A 21,574-nucleotide genomic window follows, 5' to 3' on the forward strand; every position below is an offset into this window, starting at 1 on the left:
CCTCTTCTATTTGTAAAATTACCAATCATTATATAAAATATCCACTCCGCTATAGTAGTGCTTTAATATTTCTTCATAACTATATCCTTCTTCAGCCATTTTTTTTGCTCCCCACTGACTCATTCCTACACCGTGTCCATAGCCTTTGCCTTCAATAATGTAATACTGACCTGTATGATTATAAAGTCCTCCCAATGTTTCAGTATTGTTTTTATTTATTACTCTACTAATAATTCCTCTAGAAGCAGTTTGTTTATTTTGACCGTCTATTATATGTGCATTATTTAAATTTATTTTATCAGCTTTTTCATTGTTTCCATCTAGTACATAAGCTGTGTTGTTTTCACCACTAGAACCTTCTTTTCTAACACTAAACCAAGTACTTTTTAAATCGGCACTTCCTAATATTGCTCGAATCTTACTGCTTCCAAGGACTTGTTCACCTAAAGTACCTTTTACTTTAAGTTTCTGTACCCGTCCTGCAGAAGTAGTTTCCAATACTTCCATATCTAAAACTTCTCCCACGTTTACCCCTGCAGAAACCAATCTCTTATTTAATTCACTACTACTGATTTGTAAAGTCCAGCTACTGTTAGGGGAATCTTTTGAATAAATATCCTCTACAGGTTTTAAATAAGGAAAATCATTCCCCCATACTTGACTACTATCTTCAGTATATCCTCCACTAGTAGAGTGATATACTGCATCTATTAATTCACCATTATAATAGATATACATACCCTTAGTTTCATCTATAGCTTTATTGGTTGAATCCTTTTCCCAGTCCAAGCCTGAATACACTTGGCAATGTACTGTATCACAAAGATTATATCCTTCCTTTATATGTTTATTTACATTTCTTAAAGTATAATTTCTTGCTGCTATAGCTTGAGCTTTTAAAGCTTCTATTGGAAAAGAAGAAGGCATTTCACTTGGAACTACTCCATATAAATAATGATCTAATTTCACATGATTTATTATAGTCAATTCATTTCCATTAGATAAGAATCTTATATAATCTCTATACCTGTCCTTTCCCACCTTTAAAAAATGATTTTCCATAGAGCCAGAACCTAATATCATACTCCCATCTCTAGGAAGGATATAAACAATATTATTTTGTACATCTAAAACGTTTATATCTCCTATTTCATTAGGCGTAACGGTTATCACACTATCAGGCAGCTTTGCTATTTCCATCAGCTTGTCTTCCTTGTTATAAATAGAAAATCCACTATTGCTTTCTAATGTTATCATATTAGATGTTTTTATAGGCTTAGTTAATTTTACATCTATGTATTCAATATTTAAGTATGATCCATAAACAGGAAGATTAGAAATATTAGTTAAAATTAAAAAGCATATTAATATTAAGCATATCTTTTTCTTCATTTGTATTCCTCCTCATCTTCTAAAAAGTTTTAGCAATAAAGTAAGTATTAAACTTATAATAATGGAAGAGGCAAGAGGAAAGAAAAAAGTAAAGTTCCCTTTTTGAATAAAAATATCTCCAGGTAATTTTCCTAAACCAAATCTATTGCCAACAACCATTATTCCGCCAACTATCACCAATAAAATGCCTATACTGATTAATATTTTACCAAAGGAATCCATAAAATCCCTCCTATTCCTCAATGAAAGGTATCTCAAAATGATCATAAGCTTTTTTAGTAACTACTCTTCCCCTGGGAGTCCTATTAATGAATCCAATTTGAAGTAAATAAGGTTCATAAACATCTTCTATAGTGTTTCTCTCCTCACCAGTAGCTGCAGATAAAGTGTCTACTCCTACAGGACCACCATTAAAATTTTCTATCATAGTAAGAATTATTTTTCTATCTACACTATCTAGTCCTAAATCATCTATTTCTAATATTTCTAATCCTTTTCTTGCTACCTCCCAAGTAATAATACCATTTTCAACTACTTGGGCATAATCTCTAACTCTTTTTAATAATCTATTGGCTATTCTTGGAGTCCCTCTAGATCTTTTGGCTATTTCTAGAGCACCTTGATCTTCTATTTCAATATCTAATATGGCTGCTGATCTAGTAACTATTTTTTGTAAATTATAGATATCGTATAAATCTAAATTTAACATTACACCAAATCTATCCCTTAAAGGTGATGTTAGAAGACCTGCTCTAGTCGTTGCCCCTATTAAAGTAAATTTTGAAAGATCAAGTCTTACAGACCTAGCACTCGGTCCCTTGCCTATTATAATATCCAACGCAAAATCCTCCATAGCTGGATATAAAATTTCCTCTACAGTCCTATTAATCCTATGAATTTCGTCAATAAACAATACATCATCTTCTCCTAAGTTTGTCAAAATACTAGCTAAGTCTCCTGGTCTCTCTATGGCAGGCCCAGAGGTTATTCTAATATTAACTCCCATTTCATTTGCTATTATATTAGCTAATGTAGTTTTACCTAATCCAGGGGGACCAAATAATAATACATGATCTAAAGGTTCTTTCCTTTCTCTTGCTGCCTGTATAAAAATTTTAAGTTTTTCCTTAACTTTATCTTGACCAATGTATTCATCAATCCATTTTGGTCTAAGAGTAACTTCATTATCTATATCTTCTTTTTTTAACGTGCCAGCCACAATTCTATCATTCATGCCTTCCATTCTCACATAACCCTTTCTTAATGTTTAGATAGTTTTTTCAAAACTTCTCTTATTATATCTTCTGTACTCATCTTACTAGTATCTATTTTCCTTAAAACTTTATCTATTTCGTTTCTACTATAACCCAAAAACATTAAACCATTAATAGCTTCGTCATAATCATTACCTTTAATCTCTTCTAAATCCAACTCCATTTCTACATTTGTATCAATTCTATCCTTTAACTCCAGTATAATCCTAGAAGCAGTTTTTTTCCCAATTCCTGGAGCTTTGCATAAAACGTCGGAATCATTGTTCATTATTCCTAGTTTTATTTGATTAGGAGTTAATGTAGATAGTATACCTAAACCAATTTTAGGCCCAATTTTAGATACTAATAACAATAACTTAAACATACTCATTTCTTCCTCAGAAGTAAAACCATATAAGTATACTCCATCTTCCCTAACATTAAAGTATGTATACATCACAACCGATTTCTTTCCAATTTCAATATTAGCAATAGAATTAGTTGAAGTATATATTCTGTAACCTATTCCATTATTCTGTAAAACTACATAGTCTTCTTTAAGAGCTACTACATCACCAATAATAAATTCATACAAATTCATCACCCTTTATAATCTATTATTTCATTCTAAAGGAATCTTTAAACTTTAAAGAGCTTCCATGACATATAGCTACAGCCAAAGCATCTGCTACATCATCTGGTTTAGGTATTTCCTTTAAATTTAATAAAATTTTTACCATCTCTTGTACTTGTTTTTTATCTGCTCTACCATACCCTACTACACTTTGCTTAATTTGCAAAGGGGTATATTCAAAAATATCTAAACCTTTATTTACACAAGCAAGAACCTCAACCCCCCTTGCTTGTCCTACCTTTATAGCAGTCTTAACATTTTTATTAAAAAATAATTCTTCTACTGCTAAATCTTCTGGTTGATATTTTTCAATTATCTTAGTAATCTCATCATATACTATTTTTAATCTTTCAGGAAATAACATATTTGCTTCCGTAGTTATACAACCATAATCTATGGCTTTAAAACTATTACCTTTACATTCAATTATACTATATCCTACTATAGCTATTCCTGGGTCAATTCCTAGTATAATCATATAACTCTCCTTTCAATAAGCCTATACATTATTCTACCATATTTCATTAAAAAAACTAAGTTAGAAATTCTAACTTAGTTAACTAATAAAATTTTCAAGAATATCTGATAATTCTTCTTCACTATCTACCATAATTCCCTCTTTTAATTTTTCTTGATCTATTTCTTTCAATAAGGAAATCGGATAATCTGGAAAAACCTTATCTAATATTCTTTGTCCTCTTTCATCTACTTTGAAAATAGCAATATTTCCTTCTTTTTCTCCAATTATGTAGTGATTAGGACATAAATGGTTTCTATCCTCTCTTAAAACTATTTGCTTATTAGTATAAGAAATTATTTTTATGTTTGGATAATTCATTTGTATGTATTCTCTATATTCTTTTTCCGTCATATTAACTATTTCCTCATTAGCTCTATTGAGTTTTGTCAAAACATGACCACAAGGTTTATAATGAACTCTTTCTTCTATAAAAGTATTAGGGGAAATTCTATTATCCTCTTTAAGTATTTCCATGTCTGAATACTCATTAGAATCTAGATCTTCCTCTTTAGTCTTAGCAGTGTCGAATTTTCCATTAATTTTTTTACCCATCATTTGATAACCAAATACGAAACTTGTCAAAAATAGAGCTAAAGAAAGCACAAAAACAAGTGTAAAATTATATTTTTTCACAAATATCCCTCCAGAATACTATCTAGAGGGATATTTTTCCCATTTTTTATAATTTTATACCTTTTTATATCTTTTCAAATTATTTCGTTACTTCACCGATTTTAAATCCAGCATCTTCGATCTTCTTTATTAACTCCTCTACATTTTCTGAATCTACTCTCAGTATTACTCTTACTACATCTAATATTTTAGCATCCATTATAGCAAAATTTATTATATTAGCATTTTCTTTTTTTATAACTTCTGTAAGTTTTGCTAGTTGCCCTGGAATATCAAATAAATTAACAACTATTCTTGTACCTTTATCAAATCCAAAGATTTCAGAGAATGCATTGAATATAGAAAAATGAGTTAGAATACCAACAAACTTATCATATGAATTAAATACTGGTAAAAAAGGAGTTCTTAATTCCTTTAATAAGTAGGAAGCATTTTCTATCTTTTCTCCTTCTTTTATAGACTTATAATTATCATTATATAATTCCTTCACTTTGGTTCCTTTTAAAAATTCATCTTTATCCATACAGCCCATATCAAAATAACGTCTATATATAGCTTCCTTCATTATAAATCCTTTAAATTCACTGCCATCCAAAACAGGTAAAGACAAAAAATCTCCTTCAATTATTTTTTCTAAAGCACTACCTATGTTCTCCTCTAAACTTACTGTAGTTAGCTTCTCCTTTGGTAACATGTGAGTTTTTACATACATATTGATTCCCCCTTATTAATAATATTAGCTATATCTCTTCAAAACCCTATCATTTAATCCATTCCAATAGGCATCTTTATAGAGTTTTATACCATTTTTAATAGCTATTTTAACCAATTCTTTATAAATCCCGTTTAACTCCTCTAAAGTTAAAAAAGGTTCCTCTTCTTTTATATTAAGATTATCGGAATTATATTCTATAGTTAATTGTTTATCCATAAATTTATTTAGACTATATACTTTATTTTTAATAACTTTATTGCAATAAGAGCTAATAAGACTATATAAATAGTTGGAATCCTTTTCTCCTTTATGAATCTCTTCCCCTAAAGCAGCCTTTAACTTAGATATTTCTTCTATAGAAGTATCAAAATGGAATAAATATTTTATGTCGTATAATTCTTCTATAGAAAAATGCTTTACTGTTTCTTCCTCTAAAATATTTACCCATTTGTTATCAATATAACCATATTTATAACCTTCTAAATAAATATATAATTCCAGTCTATTGATATCTTCATGTATTAATTGTCCAATGTTTAAGGAAATTAAATGGTTATCTCTTCTATGTTTTAAATACCTAGTAATATGTTTTTTAATATGATTAATAGAAACATATTTGGGATAGATGTTAGTAATATTTTCTTCTAAATCATAAAGGTTAAGGAGGATATGTATACAATTAATATCATTGTTAAACAAAAAATTATGCTTTAATCCTTCATAAATATTGTATAAATTGTTATTTGCTAATACCATATTAAATCCCTCCTTTTAGCAATTGTTTCCAATTATTTGGAGGATTAAACCTTCTAATAATAAAAAAGTATCTATAAAAGCATCTTAAACTAAGGAGGATCCTTTTGTATTTTACAGAAAATCTACACTAAAGAAATCTATACTTTTCTACGAATTATAAAAATGTATAATGACAGCATATTCTATTATACTACATTCTTCTTTATTATTGTTGAAAAATAAATAATAGTATTTTACAAAATTTTAATATTTAGATAGTAGAAAATGTTTCTAATAAAAATATTTTAAATTAAGAAAGCTCGTAGATTCTTATACATTATAAAAATAACAAGCACTAAAAGTGCTTGTTATAAGTTTTTAACTAATTCTTCAATTTCTTTTAACATTCTTTTTCTTTCTTCATTTGTAGCAGAAGTTACGGCATATGAATTTTTTCTATTCATATTTTTAAAGCTACAATATTTGAAAGTTCCATCCAATAAAACTTTGTCCATAGCCGCATCATAATCTTTAGCTAACTTTTCTTTGGTTCTTCCTGATGTAGTAAAAATATATAAACTTTTTTCTTCTAAAGTTTTAATTATTTCTCCATTTTCTTTTTTACGTGCAAAACCTTCTGTAATTACTTTGTCTATCCATCCCTTTAACATTGCTGGCATAGACATCCACCATATAGGATATATTAAAAAAATATTATCTGCCCATAATATACCTCTTTGCTGTTTTTTAACATCTTCACTGTATATATTTTTGCTTTGGTTTTCCCATTCTTCTAAAGTAAGTACTGGATTAAACCCATCACTATACAGGTCATTTATCCTATATTCCCATCCTTTATTATCTAGTTCTCTAACTATTGTTGATAATACAGCCCCATTGAAACTATCTCTAGTTGGATGTGAAAATATAATAAGATTTTTCATAAATTCACCTTCCTATTATTCAAGTCTATCTATGAGTATTTTACCCATATTAGAGAATTGATAACCATTTAATATAGCATTTACTGTTTAGTAGTTAGCATCTTCATTATATCAGAATAACTAGTATTAGGTTTAATATAATAGGTCCCAGTTCTAAATTTAGAATTCAATTTATTTTCTTTAGCTAATTGTACAAACTCCTCTTCATCATCTATTATTCTTGCATCTAATAGATTTTTTGCTATTCCCATTAGAGTATCACCATAATTGATAACAAATTTGATTTTTTCTTCCTTTTCATCTGATTTATTGGTTCCTTCCTCTGTTTTTATACTGACTTCTATTTTATCTTCTTTCGGTTCATTAGTTGAGATTTCATCCTTTGTTGTATCAATATTATCTTTTATTTTTACCATCCCCATCTCTCTAGCCTTTTCTATTATTTCTTGATCTGTATAATCTATATACTTAGTCTTAGGGTTAAATATATAAATAGTATTGGTTAAAACGATTCCGATCCCTATCCCTAATATTAAATATAGTAATTTATATCTATTGTTCAAAGTCCCACTCCTCTACCCTTTTTCATCTATTGTATAATAAATATCGATTAAAGTAAAAATATATTCTCTTTTTCACAATCCCTGATTATTTCTTCTGTCCAAACAGAAGCTTGAACTTGTCCTATATGCTTTTTTTCTAAGAAATACATACATATTCTTGATTGACCTATGCCACCACCTATAGTATATGGAAGTTGTCCTTCTAATAACATCTTATGATAAGAAAGAGATTTCCTTTCTTCCGCATTAGCTAATTTAAGTTGTTTGATCAAAGATTTCTCATCAACCCTAATGCCCATACTAGATAATTCTAAAGATTCATTTGAAACTGGATTCCAAAATAATATATCTCCATTCAATTCCCAATCATCATAATCAGGGGATCTTCCGTCATGAGGATTTCCAGATTTTAACTTGCCTCCTATCTTCATTAAAAATACTGCACCATATTTTTCAGCTATAAGGTGTTCTCTTTCTTTAGGAGTTTTATCAGGATATATATCTTCCAATTCTTGAGTAGTTATAAATTTAATCTCTTCTGGTAGCTTATTAGTTAAAAAAGAATATGATTTATTAATATACCTTTCAGTTTCCTTAAAAACTTCATATAAACTAGTTACTACTTCCTCCAAATACTTTTCAGTTCTATCTTCTTTTTTTATGACTTTTTCCCAATCCCATTGATCTACATAAATAGAATGAGTATAATCAAGCTTTTCATCTGGACGAATAGCATTCATATCTGCATAAATTCCTTCATCATCATTAAAATCATATAACTTCAAAGCTATTCTTTTCCATTTAGCCAAAGATTGAACTATTTCAATTTCTTGATTATACTTTCTCATATTAAAAGACACTGCTTTTTCTACTCCACTTAAATTATCATTTAGCCCTGTTTCAGGTTTTACAAACAGGGGTGCAGATACTCTAATTAAATTTAATCTACCAGCCAGTTTCCTTTCAAAATAATCTTTAATCAATTTTATTGCAATTTGAGTTTCTTTGAGACTTAATCTTTCCATTACTATTCCTCCTATAACTTCATAATAAATTTTTTTATTAAATATTTATTTCCTCTACATTATAAAAATAAAAAAACCTTCCATCCATAAAGGACGAAAGGTATAACTTCCGCGGTACCACCTAAATTAGCAAAGGGCTCACTTAAAAAAGTACGGATTGATATCAATCGATACTCTATAGTTTTTATCGGACTATAACCGTCTAAGCCTACTCTTTAATAATTTCGGTTAGATACTCAGGGATGTTCTTCAATTATAAATTCGTATCGGATTTCCACCTTACTCCGACTCTCTATAACTTCCTTTATAAACTACTCTTCCCATCATTGTGTTAAATTTATTTTATTGATTAAGTATTATATTATAATAATCAAGTGATGTCAATAACATTTTCATTCAATTAATCATCTTTTTCAATTAAAGAATGAAATAAATCTCTTATTTCCTTTTCTCTTTTCTTCGTCTCATCTTCCAAAATAATAAACTTATCTTCTTCATATTCAACTAAATCTCCTTCTTTAATATTTTCAGGAAAAAGATCTATATTAAAGTTAAATATCTCTTTTTCTATTTCAATAACTACTACATCTTTCTCAATCCTATCAACTATTCCTTTCATAAAATCCTCCTATTTAATACATTTTCCATGAGGTTTATATCCTTCTTTTAATGCTTCTTCTTCACTTTTGAAGGTTATTTGATTTTCTTTATTAGGTAAGGAATTACAATCCTTGCTATGAAATACCTTGGTATTTTTGTTTCCTATGAAATATTTACCTTCTAACACAGTTTTGTCATTTTCAATTTTATTTAGTATTTCTATATTCTCACCATCAGTTTTTATGACAATAGTCCCTAATTCATCTGTTCTTAGAATCTTAGTATTTATTTGTTCCAACCTTTCTATCGCTTCTTTATGAGGATGACCATAAGAATTATCTTTCCCCAAACTTATAATAGAGTAATCAGGATTTACCTTTTCTAGAAATTCAGATGTACTAGAAGTACTGCTTCCGTGATGTCCTACCTTTAACACTTTAGATTTTAGATCATATCCTTTTTCTACCATTTCTAGTTCTGATTCTCTTTCCGCATCCCCAGTAACTAAAAGAGAAAAGTCCTTATATACAATTTTAGTTACTATAGAATAATTGTTAGTGTTGGAATAGTTTTCATTATTTGGTGCTATAATATCGAATTTAATTCCATCTTTATCAGCAATATTTAATCCACTTTTACCTACAATAATTTTTAAATCATTCTTCTTTATCTCTTTAAGTAAATCTTCAAATATTACTGTATTAGCCGTTTTGTTAGGTAAATAAACTTTTTCCACCTTAAAGTTTTTAAGTACTTCTGGCAATCCACCTATATGATCTTCATGAGGATGAGTTCCGATAAGATAGTCTATTTTTTCAATTTTTTTTGTCTTTAAAAAGTCTATTAAATCTTCGCTACTACTTCTAGGTCCTCCATCTATAAGACAAGTCTCTCCATTAGGAAATTCTATAAGAGTACTGTCCCCTTGACCTACATCTATGAAATTAACCAAAAGGTTATTTCCATCATCTTCATCTAGAAAGTCGATATTCGATTCACACCCAAATAAAAACATACCTAAGACTAATAATAATGATAATAATAATGATACTTTTCTTTTGTTCATATAATTTCCTCCTGCTAAATTTATTAGTATTTAAAGTCAAATTTAATACTACCATTTTCTTTGTTTAAATAGTATGTATAACTAGTTAAACGAATTTTCTGAGGATTACTCCATACTATATTCTCTATAGAGTCTTCAATACTAAAATCTTTTTTATCGAAATTAGTTATTTTTCCTTCAAAAGATTTCTTTCTTCTAATTAAGACATCTTTTAATTTATCGTCAAATTCCTTCTTATCATTAATAATAAGATCGTTATAAACGAAATAATTAAATTTATCATTGTTACATACAGGATATTTTTCTCTGTTCCAAGAATGGGTTTTTGATATTTGATCATCACTTAAGTTAAAATAATCGTAACTTAAAATATTAGATCCATCATCGGTAATTGGATCATCCCATGTTGGATCAACATGATAATGCTCTCCTTCTATTTCTACTATATTCCAAGCATGATTTTGTCCTTTTGACTTTCCTACAACTACCAATGATTTAACTTGAACCTCATCTAACAAATATTTCATAGCCTTAGCATAGCCTTCACATACACCTACTCCTAAAACTAACACTCCATATGGTACATAAGATTCTGGAGGAACTTCACCTGTTTCAAACAATCTCTTGTCATATTTTGCATTATTTACGATATAATCATGAACTGCTTTTACTTTTTCATAATCCGTCATAGATGAATTAATATATTCAGAGATAAATTTATCCCTAGCTTTTCTTATCTCTTCTTGATGATTTAATATTTCCTCATTAGTTTTTGAATAACTAGGGGTTAAAACCCCTTGAAAATACTTAGTGCCAGTATAATACATTATCTCTGGGTTATTTATAACAATTTCTTCTATAACTTTAAACACTTGATCTGAATTTTTATAACCAGCCATCCCTTTAATATTTATATGCCCTTTTCCCTCAATTAAAGCGTTTTCTAATTCATCATATAATTGTGGTTCTTTAACTATCTCATTCTTAAGGGATTTCTTCAAGCTTGAACTTGGAATTATATTAAACGAAAATTTATCTTTATTATTGTAGAAGTAGTAAGATGTAAAAAGCATTAGAATAATTAATATTTCAGCTAAAAGAATCTTAAAAAGCTTTTTACCCATGATATCCTCCTTTTTATTGATATATTAATAGTATATAATAAAAAAGACTTATATTAAAGAAAAAACCTTCTTATCGATGATAAGAAGGTTTTAAATTTCAAAAGCAAATTGTCTATCAATTTCTTCAGAGTAAGCAATTATTGTGTCTATAATAAAATATGAAATTTTCAAACTTAAAGATAAAGAAAAGTTCAGGTCATTTTCAAAACTAGTTTTTAATGAGTATTCTTCTATTACCTTTTCTATATACTGTTTTATTTTATTTCGTAATCGAATAACTTCTCCTTGATAAATGTCTATATCTTCTAAATTAATTACATTCTTTTTGAAGCTATGATTGATTACATAATCATTTAGTTTTGATTCATATTTAATATGCTTAATCATACTATCAGCAAAAGTCCATCTCTGAGCATGAGGTAAACATACATAATCACTTAGGTAATGAGATATTATCCCAATCTTTTTACTCAGTAACTTCATTGCTATAGGATCTAATTTCTTGTTAAATTCTATATACCTACTAATGAAAATAACTTTCATTATTTCATTTACTATAAAATTTAAACTTTCTTCCTTATAATGTCTACGAAGTTTAAGTTGAGGTAATATATCCGGAGCAACGGATCCCCATAATAATTTATCCTTATCTAACTTAATACCGTAAGTGTCAAAAATACTATTATACATATTGGTTGCTATGATTTTATGAGTATCTCCAAATATTTGAAACACTCCCTTTTCTTAAATTTTAGAAGCTTCTTTGATAGTATAATAAATAAAAATAAAAGTCAACATAAAATATATACCAATATTGTAATGTTTTGTAAATAACTGTTAATTATTTAACTCAGATTTAAAATAATTTTTATATAACAAATAGTCATTTTCATTAAATAAAACAAAAATAATCTCTTCTGGAGAATTTTCTATATCTATAAAATCTTTAATAGCTTTTAAAACCACTTTTACTGCTTTTTCAATTGGATATTTATATGCTCCCGTAGAAATAGAAGGAAAAACTACAGTTTTTAAATTATATTCTTTCACTAATCTTAATGAATTATAATAGGAATTATATAGAAATTTTTCTTCTCCGCTGTTTCCATCTTTGTATATGGGTCCTACAGTATGGATAACATATTTAGATGGAAGATTTCCAGCTGTAGTTATTCTTGCTTCTCCTGTAGGACAACCACCTATTTTTTTGCATTGTTCTAGAATTATTTTGCCGCCTTTCCTATGAATGGCACCATCTACTCCTCCTCCACCTAACAAAGTATTATTGGCAGCATTTACAATTGCATCTGCCTGTATTTCTGTAATATCTCCTTGAATTATATCTAAGTTGACATTTTTATAATTAAACATTGAATCATCTCCTATCATATTTTTATTTTTCTTATATTTTCCCTATGTATTATAAAAAATGATACAATATATATTATACTTAATTTTAGGAGGTAATGCATTTGAAATACAATAATATTATTGAAGGCATATTTATTGATAGACCTAATAGATTCATAGCAAATGTTCTCATAAATGGAATTAAAGAAAAAGTACATGTGAAAAATACTGGCAGATGTAGAGAAATATTAACATCTGGTACTAAAGTTTATTTAGAAGAATCTAACAATCCAAATAGAAAAACAAAATATTCTTTGATATCAGCTTTTAAAGATAATATGCTAATAAACATTGACTCCCAAGTTCCTAATCCAGTAGTTTATAATGCTATAGTAAATAATGAAATACCCCAATTATCCAATGTTGATTTCTTAAAAAGAGAAGTAACTTTTGGTAATTCTAGATTTGATTTATATTATGAAAAAGGTGAAGAAAAAGGTTTTATAGAAGTCAAAGGAGTTACTTTGGAAAATCAAGGAATATCTATGTTTCCAGATGCTCCTACCGAAAGAGGAAGTAAACATGTTTATGAAATGATTAAAGCTGTTGAAGAAGGATGTAGAGGATACATTTTATTTTTAATTCAAATTAATAACATAAAATACTTTAAACCACATGAGGAAATGGATAAGGAATTTTCTAATGCTATTATAAAGGCAAAAAAACATGGAGTTAATATTTTAGCCTATAACTCCATAGTTAAGCCTGACGAAATATTATTGAAAGATCAAGTCGATATTCTAATTTAAAACACCATCAATACTATTCCAAACATCTATAGTTTCGAATCCTTTTCTCCAAGAAGCTATACCCCCTAAACCATATTTATGAATAAGAGTAGCTTTGAGGTTTAAAGACTTGGCATCTTCCAACCATATCTTATAAGTTATATCCTCTTTCTTGGTTTCTCCATAATATTGTCCACTCTCTTCATCCCATTGAAGTTGAATATTATTTTTTTCTATAAATTCCTTTGCACTTTCCATAGATAAAGCTTGAGAAGAAACTTTTTCTGTTTCATCTACATTTTCAACTTTCCATAATCTAGAGTAAAAAGGTACCCCTAAAATTATTTTTTCCTTTGGTATTACTTCAAAAACTTTTATTAGACTCTTTTCTACCCAAGAATATTGGGCTACAGAACCAGCTACAGGGCTACTAGCCCAATGCTGGTCATAGGCCATAAGCATTATATAATCTACTGTTTCAGAAAGTCTTTCTCTATCGAAACTTAAAGACCAATTTTCACTAGTTGATATCGGTGTCACATCTATAGATACTTTCATTCCCCTTTCTTTAAAAATAGGGTAGAGTTCTCTAACAAATTGAGTTAAAAAGTCTTTATCATCCAAATGAACATTCTCAAAATCTAAATTTATTCCTTGAAACCCATATTCACCGTAAATATTTATTATATCTTTAATTAACTTTTCTCTCATGCTACTACTGGATAAAAGCTCATGAGTTAAATCTGGATCAAAGTTATTATTAATAAGGGGCCATATTTCATAGCCCAATTCTTTGTATTTAACAACATATTCAAAATTTCCTTTATCTAATATTGTTCCTTTATTATCAGTTATTGAAAACCAAGTTGGAGATATAACATTTATCCCAGGTATAAAGTTTATATTATCAGTATTCTTTACCTTACCATAGGTATAATCCCAAGTTAAATTTATTATTGGATTGTTTTGAGATAGCTGTTGATTATCTTCAATCTCTACTTTGAAAGTGTCTTTAGTATAGTTTAGCTTAATATACCTTTTTTCAATAAATCCTGATATTCCATCATAAGTTCTAACTCTATACCAGTTTTCATACTCTGCATAAACTATTAACGGTGTGCTAATAAGAATATCTTTTAATATTATTGGAGATTTTATATCTAAATCTGTTCTTATATGACCACCTTCTAATATAGTCTCTCCCTGTAAATAATGATTATCTTTATAATCTAATACTACCGCCTTTGTATCCTCAAAATAGCTTATATCAATATTGTAATCATTAATAAAAATATCCAAAGGTATGTATACTCTATTATCAATCTTTTTTATTAAATTGGTAATATAGAATTCTTTATTATTTATACTAGCTTTATTACTATCTATTTTATATCTTTTTACTTTTTCTTTATTTGTAAATATTATAGTCTCCTCTCCTTCATCGTAGAATAGATTTGGATCTATATATTCTTTTATAATATCATATGAAAGATATATTATTTTATCCTCTAATATTACTGGATTATTTTCTCCTATGACTTTATCTTCTATAACTAAGTAGATTTCGTCTGATAATGCTATTACTTGATTGTTAGGCTTGTTACTCCAATAAAAAATAAGACTACCTATAATACTTAATATGATAATAAAGGGTATGACTTTTTTCATTTGGACTCCCCCTTTTTATGTTCATGTAAAAGTCAACTACTCTATTTATTATAACTTATATAGTATTATAAAGTAAATTTAAAATATTTTAAATAGAAAAAGTCCTAAAGTAATTGAACTTAAATATTAACCTTTTAATAACAATACCATACTATGTATTAGGGTTTAAGAAAAGCCCTTTCCAAATTATCCTCTAATTAACTCTCTAAAATCATCTATAGGAGGTGCTCGTTATGGTAAATAATGAAGTACGCAGTAATTGGTTTGGTGGCGATTGTGGTCGTGGCGTGGACACTTCACTATTATTTTTCTTTTTAATATTAGTGATTATATTCTGTAACTGTGATTGGTGCTAATTAATTATAATTAAGTCGGGGCTTTTGTCCCCGATCTTCTTTATATGTAAATAGAAAATAATCATTAACATTTCATCAATAATATTCATACTATATATCAAGGTCATAGAGACCTAAATTCAGTTAGTTTATTTATATAACCCCCTTTTATTCTGTTATCTTATTCTAGTTAGGAGGTGCTCGTTATGACAGACAATCAATGTCGTGGTGGATTTTTCGGTGATAGATGTGATACAAATAGTTCATTACTATTTTTCTTTTTAATATTAGTGATTATATTCTGTAACTGTGATTTCTTCTAAATTAAAACAAAAAACCTGTAACCGTTATGATTACAGGTTTTTTTACGTTTATCTATAAATTTGAACTGAATTTTTTAAGAAAATAAACCTATTATTTATGTTATCTTAAAATTATTCCTACAATAGAGTAAATAGTAGTTTATTTTTACAAATTAAAACCTATAAATTTTATATTTTTAGAATAAATCTACATATATAGTATTAGTATAAATGAAAGTCTCTATTAAAGAAGTTTCTAATATTACAACTGCATTTTGTAAACACTAATTAATGGAGGTGATAAAATGAAAGCCAAAAAATTTACATTAGGTAACACCAATATAACTGATGAAAGAACTATAAAAGACTCTCTCAAAACAGTAGAAGGGATAAATGCAGTCAGATTAGATACTACCGCTCAAACTATTACAGTTGATTATGATGATTCAGTAGTTTCCTTATCCACTATAGAATCTAAATTGAAAGAAAACAACTTTATTTAATATAATTCTCTTTAGAACTAAGAAATAGGTTAGAAATCTATATCTAGCCTATTTCTTATTATTTATAACATTATTAATTAAATTAGTTTCTTTTTATCATTTATGAGTAAATCTGTTATGATTATCGGTTTTTAATAATATATAAACTCGATTTTCTAGCTATCTTTTAGTCTATTAATCTGTCTATAATTTCTATCAGCTTATCTAGTTTTTCTTCGAAGTATTCTGTCAACTCCTCTGCCTTTGCAGCTGCTGCATATATTAACAAATCACTTTTCTCTTTTGCTAATTCCTCAAGTTTCTGAATTAAAAATTTATTATCTGTATATATTTTTTCTTTATATTTCATTGGTCCACATTTTCTTGTACATTCTCTTAGCTTATCACATTCTTGACAACAACGGTCATCGCATATACAGTCATCTTTACAGCATCTGAACATATCTTTCATTAACATCCCCCCATATTAAATATATTCTTTTACCTATTTTTCTGCCATCATATGGTTTTAGTAATTTTTTAGCATCTTTAGTTATATCTCTTTACTTATGTATCATTTCTTTAAATTCATATACGTAATTCTAAACTCTTTTTATGTAAATAAAAAAATCTTCTGTAGAATAGAAGATCTTTTTTATTTATATTCACTTTTTAATTCTAGTAATTTAAACTTATCCTTTTAAAAACTTATTATAACAAATATTTAGAAGTTAATTATCTTTATTTAAAAACAACTTATGAATAATATAATAATATATTTTAACGAGCTATACTTTTAAAATATATTTCTGAAATCTATAATTTAAAATATCCCAGTTAATATTTTGAATAAATGTAGAAATATATTTTGCTTTATCTGTTCCAAAATCCATAAAATATGCATGCTCATAAACATCCATAACTAATATTGGATAAGAAAGCCATACAGATCCTGTATCGTGCAAATCACTTCCTATTATGTGTAATTTTTTATCAAGTGAATCAATACAAAGAACTGCCCATCCTCTCATAGATAATCCCACATTTGTAAGGTAACTAAGAAAATTATCGTAAGAATAAAATTGATCTATTATAGAGTTAAATATAGGCCCATAAGGAATATTGCTACCTCCAGTCATATTCTCAAAGTAAAGTTTATGAAGTTTTACACCATTTAATGAATATGTTTCACCAAGCTTTAAGCTACGCATTTTTGAATAGGTTGAATTACTATCAATATAATTTCCAGGTATGTATGGAATATTCCAGATTTCATTTAGCTTGTTTACGTAGCCAACATATAATTTATAATGCTCATCAAGTTGTTTCATGGAAATACCCTTCACTGATTTTAAGTCAAAAACTTCAGGCTTTATATTACTCATCAAATCACCCCTATAAAATGTACTCTTACATAATATGTAATAAGATCTTAGATGTTCATACTTTTTATAGGATATAAAGATGATACATAACATTTCGCCAGTAAATATTATCTTATTTATTAGTATTATTTTCAAAATCCGACTCTATTAAATCTATCTCGTCTTTCATCCTTTCATATAAAGTATCTACTTTTTTAATATCTTGGATTCTTGTAGATTCTAAAAGTTGATTAAGCGTATCTGATAAACTTCTAGCATGATTTAAATTAATATCTTCATACTGTTTTTTTATTTTATTCCAAGTATCAATTGTTAATTCACTTTCTTTTTTAGCTCTTTCCCAGTCATCATATTTAGCAGTAATAACAACCTGTCTTCCATAATATTCCATTCTTTCTAAATCAGTTAAAACTTTTGCTTCATATAAGTCCATAAAATTAACAGCATTTAAATACACTTTATTAGCTGCTAGAGAAGCCTCATACGGTTTCTTATCTTCAATTGTACTCCTTAGACTTATTAAATCTTTATCAAAGGTATCAATTTCCTTTTTAGAAACTTTTTTTTCCTCAGCAATAGGCTTATAAATACCCCATTCTTTTTCTATTAAGGATAATTTTTCATTTACATCTGCCCAATCTTGTTCTAATATATCTCCTATTATGTCTTCGGCATAATCTTGTATATCGTCTAATGAATCAGGTATTCTTTCAATTGTATTTTGATGAGTTGCATTTTGTGGAATATTTTCTGCACTTTGTTTTGATTTTGCTGGTACCTTTCTATTAGTGCTACAACCTACAGTAAATAAAGACATAATAATAACAACAAATATAAATTTCCATAATATGCTTCTTTTCCCTTTCATAATAAACTCCTTTCATAAAATTACTTTTATATTTTTCATATTGCTTTTAGTTTTTCCTACTTAATTAAAATAATACTAATCATGTAAAAATAACAACTTAAAAAGTTCATTATTCAAGAATATTAACCTAGTATATTAATCAAACTATATAGTAGATAATAATAAAATATAAATTAACTACAAGGAAGGTAGATATGACTAAAAAATTTAGAATAATAAACATCACTTTTATTATTATATTTTTAATAGTTTTAGGATCTTCTATTAAACAAGTAAATACTAAAAGTATTCATACATTAGCAAATAACGAAGTAAAAATAATTAGCCATGGTCCTAAAAAACAAAAAGTTGTAGCCTTAACTTTTGATGACGGACCACATCCTGTATATACAACTGAAATACTAGACTTATTAAATGAATATAATATTAAAGCTACTTTTTTTGTACTAGGAAAGTTTGCGGAACAATATCCCGACATAATAAAAAGACAGGCAGAAGAACAGCATGAAATTGGAAACCACACTTATTCCCATATAAATATAAATAAAGTTTCCAGAGAAAAATTTGAAGAAGAATTTGATAAAACTCAAAAAGTGATTTTTTCCTTAACTGGCATTGAATCTAAAGTATTTAGACCGCCTTATGGTTCTTGTAATGAAAAAACAATGAAAGTCGTCAACACTCAAGAGTGTAATGTTGTATTATGGTCTTATAAGCAAGATTCCAAAGATTGGAGCAACCCAGATGTAGATAAAATCATTGACACTACTCTTTCAAATGTAGAAAATGGTGATATTATCTTATTCCATGATTATGTCTATTATGACAAAAGTAATACAGTAGAAGCTTTAAAAGTTATTATACCTGAGTTAATTAATAGAGGTTATAATTTTGTTACTGTATCTGAATTAATGCAATTGCCAGAAGAATAGGAGACTATGGAATAGACTTCCATAGTCTCCTATTTAATCTTTCTTTTTATCTTTTAAAGATTTAATGACATAATAAAAAGCCACGAAAAACGTGACTCTTCTTGGCGCTACTTTTCTATTCTTCTATATTAACTATGTTTTTATAATCTTGGACCGCCTGAACATTTATTTTTTTATCTTTATATTTATCTTTTAATTCTTCAGCATATTTTTGAGCTAATTTTTTTGCTCTATCTTCTGAAACTCTATCTTTAATAACTATAGCTCCTATAATTAAATCATCACGTATATATACTTGTCCAGATAATACTTCTTTTTCTTCTAATAATTTACTTGTTAATTCTTTATCTTGGTTTAAATCACTTTCAATTATTTCTTTATTATCATTATTTGCTGAACAAGCAACTAAACATATAAGCAATATACATACAATGACTATTCCAGTAAGTTTTTTAAGTACACTATTAGATTTCATGTAATAACTACCTCCCTACTAAATAGTATATATTAATATAATAGGCACTTCAACTTACTTAATTTGTGAATATATGCATTATTATCCTGCAAGTTAAAATGATGAATAAAAATCTATTTCTCAATCTTATATTATTAGTATATTTAAATTTATTTAAAACATCCTATTACTTAGGAGGTGTTAATTTTGTCTGAGATAGAAGAATTAATGAAAGATATAAATGAGTTAAAAAAAAATTTAAATAAATTAATTGAGAAAAAAGAGTTTAATTTACAAGATCCTGAAATCATTAAAGCTAGTCAAGAACTTAATGATGTCATTACTAAATATAACGAGCTAATTACTAAAAAATTATAGTTGATAAATTTTTATATATTAACCTAGACTATTAATATACAAAATATATTTATATCTTTAGAATAGAAAGGATGGTGCTTACTTAATGGAAATAAGAGAAAATGTTATTGTCCCCTTAGGATATGGTAAGTTTATTAGGTCCGATAAGATTATTGCACTTGAACCTATAGAAAATGATCGAGGTCCTGGGAAAAGGACTTATGTTTATGTCGAAGAAATAGATAATCCTTTAATTGCTTCTCGAACAGAAACATCAATTTTAGCTAATATAGTAGAAACCCCTAAAGAAGTCATTGAAGCCACAGCTGCATTAGAACTTTTACAAGATATATTAGACGATATTCAACAAATTGGACCAATGTTAAGAAAAAGTATAAAAAAAGAAGCTAACCTTGATTTAGATAAGATTGTAATTCGAATTGAAGAAATTCTTAATCATGAAATAGGAATTGATGAAAAACACTAATGAATATGAAGGCCTTGTAGCTTCAATAATTACAAGGCTTTCACTTGGCATACCTACAGGATACAAGTTCAAAACCACAATTAATTAATATATAATCCTATTTTAAGTCTTTTATATCTCATATTATTTTAAGAACTATTTTTATAATAAATGAGAATGATATAGTGGATGCTTATTTAGTTATCTTAGATATCATTGAAAGATTAATTAAAAAAGGAAAACAGGAAGCGAATAAAGAAGCAAATACTACAGCAATATACAAATAAAAAATCAGAGTAGAAATCATCTTAATTTCCACTCTGAAAAAAGTCTAACTTTTTGGGGTCACCTTAAATAGTCTCTGTTTTTATTTAATTATTAAATTAATCAACCTAAATCCTACTAAATTAATCATGCCCAAAATTACTCCTACAGCTGCCAATGTTTTAATCTTTTTTATCTTATACTTATCACTCCACAGGTAACATATATACATACTTAATAGTAATATAATTTCATTTTGATGTTTGAAATAATAAGGCATCATTTCTATATGTCTTATAAATAATATAACTAAACCCATCATTATTAAAATAGTAAATACTAAAATAGTTAATTTTATAATTTTTATTGAGACCCTCTTTGTGTTTTCCATAATTTTACACCTCGCATACCATATTTATCTATTATTTCTATAAATAATTAATAATTCCTGCTAAAATAATAGGAAATATTCGATATAGTGTTTTAAGGCTTGTCTTAATCAAGTTTATAAGGTTATTCTTATGTTGATTTATAATTGGAAAATTATATTTTATTTATAGATAATATTGCCATGAATTTAAATAGTCCCTATGGTGAATATATATTATAGGGAGGTGAAGATATGAATGATAATAGAACATTAGCTCCACATGAAACAATTGCATTGCGTGAATTGATGAGTAATTCAATATTAGGTGTTAAGAAAATCAATGCAAGTT

At 27.3% G+C, this 21,574-nt stretch carries 28 protein-coding genes and 1 other annotated feature; of the genes, 6 read left to right on the top strand and 22 right to left on the bottom strand.

Annotated elements, in window-relative coordinates:
* Positions 1-18: 18 nt before the first annotated feature.
* From KQI42_RS16710 to KQI42_RS16785, 16 genes are all read right to left on the bottom strand, one after another.
* Positions 19-1,392: a SpoIID/LytB domain-containing protein gene (locus tag KQI42_RS16710; RefSeq protein ID WP_246566703.1), complete on the bottom strand. Its 1,374-nt coding sequence runs from the start codon at positions 1,390-1,392 to the stop codon at positions 19-21.
* 12 nt (positions 1,393-1,404) lie between these two features.
* On the bottom strand, positions 1,405-1,614 hold the full coding sequence (locus tag KQI42_RS16715; protein ID WP_216521421.1) for a DUF2905 domain-containing protein: 210 nt from the start codon (positions 1,612-1,614) through the stop codon (positions 1,405-1,407).
* Between the two features lie 10 nt (positions 1,615-1,624).
* Complete coding sequence (gene ruvB / locus KQI42_RS16720) at positions 1,625-2,635, bottom strand: Holliday junction branch migration DNA helicase RuvB (RefSeq protein WP_216521422.1); 1,011 nt, start codon at positions 2,633-2,635, stop codon at positions 1,625-1,627.
* A gap of 17 nt (positions 2,636-2,652) precedes the next feature.
* Complete coding sequence (gene ruvA, locus KQI42_RS16725; RefSeq protein ID WP_343231710.1) at positions 2,653-3,240, bottom strand: Holliday junction branch migration protein RuvA; 588 nt, start codon at positions 3,238-3,240, stop codon at positions 2,653-2,655.
* Between the two features lie 22 nt (positions 3,241-3,262).
* Positions 3,263-3,757 (bottom strand): crossover junction endodeoxyribonuclease RuvC, encoded by a 495-nt coding sequence (gene ruvC, locus KQI42_RS16730; RefSeq protein ID WP_216521426.1) that lies wholly within the window; start codon positions 3,755-3,757, stop codon positions 3,263-3,265.
* A 78-nt stretch (positions 3,758-3,835) separates the two neighbouring features.
* Positions 3,836-4,432: a BofC C-terminal domain-containing protein gene (locus tag KQI42_RS21715; protein WP_216521427.1), complete on the bottom strand. Its 597-nt coding sequence runs from the start codon at positions 4,430-4,432 to the stop codon at positions 3,836-3,838.
* A gap of 79 nt (positions 4,433-4,511) precedes the next feature.
* Positions 4,512-5,144 carry a CBS domain-containing protein gene (locus tag KQI42_RS16740; protein ID WP_216521428.1) on the bottom strand — a complete coding sequence of 211 codons (633 nt, stop codon included), beginning with the start codon at positions 5,142-5,144 and terminating at the stop codon, positions 4,512-4,514.
* 24 nt (positions 5,145-5,168) lie between these two features.
* Positions 5,169-5,903, bottom strand: a complete 735-nt coding sequence (locus KQI42_RS16745) for a hypothetical protein (RefSeq protein ID WP_216521429.1) — start codon at positions 5,901-5,903, stop codon at positions 5,169-5,171.
* A gap of 347 nt (positions 5,904-6,250) precedes the next feature.
* Positions 6,251-6,826 (bottom strand): NAD(P)H-dependent oxidoreductase, encoded by a 576-nt coding sequence (locus KQI42_RS16750; protein ID WP_216521430.1) that lies wholly within the window; start codon positions 6,824-6,826, stop codon positions 6,251-6,253.
* Positions 6,827-6,906: 80 nt separating this feature from the next.
* Positions 6,907-7,389 (bottom strand): endolytic transglycosylase MltG, encoded by a 483-nt coding sequence (locus KQI42_RS16755; RefSeq protein ID WP_216521432.1) that lies wholly within the window; start codon positions 7,387-7,389, stop codon positions 6,907-6,909.
* 47 nt (positions 7,390-7,436) lie between these two features.
* The gene (asnA, locus tag KQI42_RS16760; RefSeq protein WP_216521434.1) at positions 7,437-8,414 is read right to left on the bottom strand and encodes an aspartate--ammonia ligase; all 978 of its coding nucleotides are present in this window, start codon (positions 8,412-8,414) and stop codon (positions 7,437-7,439) included.
* Between the two features lie 86 nt (positions 8,415-8,500).
* Positions 8,501-8,750: a binding site (T-box leader), on the bottom strand.
* 64 nt (positions 8,751-8,814) lie between these two features.
* A complete protein-coding gene (locus tag KQI42_RS16765) occupies positions 8,815-9,033 on the bottom strand; it encodes a DUF3006 domain-containing protein (RefSeq protein WP_216521436.1) in 219 nt (72 codons plus the stop codon).
* A gap of 9 nt (positions 9,034-9,042) precedes the next feature.
* The gene (locus KQI42_RS16770; RefSeq protein ID WP_216521438.1) at positions 9,043-10,080 is read right to left on the bottom strand and encodes a ComEC/Rec2 family competence protein; all 1,038 of its coding nucleotides are present in this window, start codon (positions 10,078-10,080) and stop codon (positions 9,043-9,045) included.
* A 23-nt stretch (positions 10,081-10,103) separates the two neighbouring features.
* Entirely contained in the window at positions 10,104-11,204 is a 1,101-nt protein-coding gene (locus KQI42_RS16775) for a transglutaminase domain-containing protein (RefSeq protein ID WP_216521440.1), read from the bottom strand.
* 90 nt (positions 11,205-11,294) lie between these two features.
* The gene (locus tag KQI42_RS16780) at positions 11,295-11,939 is read right to left on the bottom strand and encodes a zinc dependent phospholipase C family protein (protein WP_216521442.1); all 645 of its coding nucleotides are present in this window, start codon (positions 11,937-11,939) and stop codon (positions 11,295-11,297) included.
* A gap of 102 nt (positions 11,940-12,041) precedes the next feature.
* Positions 12,042-12,575 (bottom strand): macro domain-containing protein, encoded by a 534-nt coding sequence (locus tag KQI42_RS16785; RefSeq protein ID WP_216521444.1) that lies wholly within the window; start codon positions 12,573-12,575, stop codon positions 12,042-12,044.
* Between the two features lie 95 nt (positions 12,576-12,670).
* Between KQI42_RS16785 and sfsA the strand changes: the two genes are divergently transcribed.
* The gene (gene sfsA / locus KQI42_RS16790; protein ID WP_246566705.1) at positions 12,671-13,363 is read left to right on the top strand and encodes a DNA/RNA nuclease SfsA; all 693 of its coding nucleotides are present in this window, start codon (positions 12,671-12,673) and stop codon (positions 13,361-13,363) included.
* Here the strand turns inward: sfsA and KQI42_RS16795 are convergent.
* On the bottom strand, positions 13,355-15,010 hold the full coding sequence (locus KQI42_RS16795; protein ID WP_216521447.1) for a glycosyl hydrolase family 18 protein: 1,656 nt from the start codon (positions 15,008-15,010) through the stop codon (positions 13,355-13,357). The genes sfsA and KQI42_RS16795 overlap by 9 nt on opposite strands.
* Before the next feature lie 233 nt (positions 15,011-15,243).
* Between KQI42_RS16795 and KQI42_RS21510 the strand changes: the two genes are divergently transcribed.
* The gene (locus KQI42_RS21510) at positions 15,244-15,366 is read left to right on the top strand and encodes a hypothetical protein (RefSeq protein WP_281420492.1); all 123 of its coding nucleotides are present in this window, start codon (positions 15,244-15,246) and stop codon (positions 15,364-15,366) included.
* Positions 15,367-15,952: 586 nt separating this feature from the next.
* Entirely contained in the window at positions 15,953-16,150 is a 198-nt protein-coding gene (locus KQI42_RS16800; protein WP_216521448.1) for a heavy-metal-associated domain-containing protein, read from the top strand.
* 166 nt (positions 16,151-16,316) lie between these two features.
* Here KQI42_RS16800 and KQI42_RS16805 read toward each other — a convergent pair whose 3' ends face one another.
* From KQI42_RS16805 to KQI42_RS16815, 3 genes are all read right to left on the bottom strand, one after another.
* Entirely contained in the window at positions 16,317-16,601 is a 285-nt protein-coding gene (locus KQI42_RS16805) for a hypothetical protein (RefSeq protein ID WP_216521449.1), read from the bottom strand.
* 316 nt (positions 16,602-16,917) lie between these two features.
* A complete protein-coding gene (locus KQI42_RS16810; RefSeq protein WP_216521450.1) occupies positions 16,918-17,514 on the bottom strand; it encodes a superoxide dismutase in 597 nt (198 codons plus the stop codon).
* 112 nt (positions 17,515-17,626) lie between these two features.
* The gene (locus KQI42_RS16815) at positions 17,627-18,382 is read right to left on the bottom strand and encodes a hypothetical protein (protein ID WP_216521452.1); all 756 of its coding nucleotides are present in this window, start codon (positions 18,380-18,382) and stop codon (positions 17,627-17,629) included.
* A 194-nt stretch (positions 18,383-18,576) separates the two neighbouring features.
* Between KQI42_RS16815 and KQI42_RS16820 the strand changes: the two genes are divergently transcribed.
* Positions 18,577-19,314, top strand: coding sequence for a polysaccharide deacetylase family protein (locus KQI42_RS16820; RefSeq protein ID WP_216521454.1), 738 nt, complete (start codon positions 18,577-18,579; stop codon positions 19,312-19,314).
* A 115-nt stretch (positions 19,315-19,429) separates the two neighbouring features.
* On the opposite strand, the gene KQI42_RS16825 is transcribed toward KQI42_RS16820, so the two are convergent.
* Entirely contained in the window at positions 19,430-19,789 is a 360-nt protein-coding gene (locus KQI42_RS16825; RefSeq protein WP_216521455.1) for a hypothetical protein, read from the bottom strand.
* Between the two features lie 186 nt (positions 19,790-19,975).
* Between KQI42_RS16825 and KQI42_RS16830 the strand changes: the two genes are divergently transcribed.
* On the top strand, positions 19,976-20,146 hold the full coding sequence (locus KQI42_RS16830) for an aspartyl-phosphate phosphatase Spo0E family protein (protein WP_216521456.1): 171 nt from the start codon (positions 19,976-19,978) through the stop codon (positions 20,144-20,146).
* Positions 20,147-20,231: 85 nt separating this feature from the next.
* Positions 20,232-20,612 (top strand): hypothetical protein, encoded by a 381-nt coding sequence (locus KQI42_RS16835; RefSeq protein WP_216521457.1) that lies wholly within the window; start codon positions 20,232-20,234, stop codon positions 20,610-20,612.
* A gap of 346 nt (positions 20,613-20,958) precedes the next feature.
* Here the strand turns inward: KQI42_RS16835 and KQI42_RS16840 are convergent, their stop codons facing one another.
* Complete coding sequence (locus KQI42_RS16840) at positions 20,959-21,246, bottom strand: hypothetical protein (RefSeq protein WP_216521458.1); 288 nt, start codon at positions 21,244-21,246, stop codon at positions 20,959-20,961.
* Between the last annotated feature and the right edge of the window lie 328 nt (positions 21,247-21,574).

The organism is Tissierella simiarum, assembly GCF_018917865.1.
In the GTDB taxonomy this organism is placed as follows: domain Bacteria; phylum Bacillota; class Clostridia; order Tissierellales; family Tissierellaceae; genus Tissierella_C; species Tissierella_C simiarum.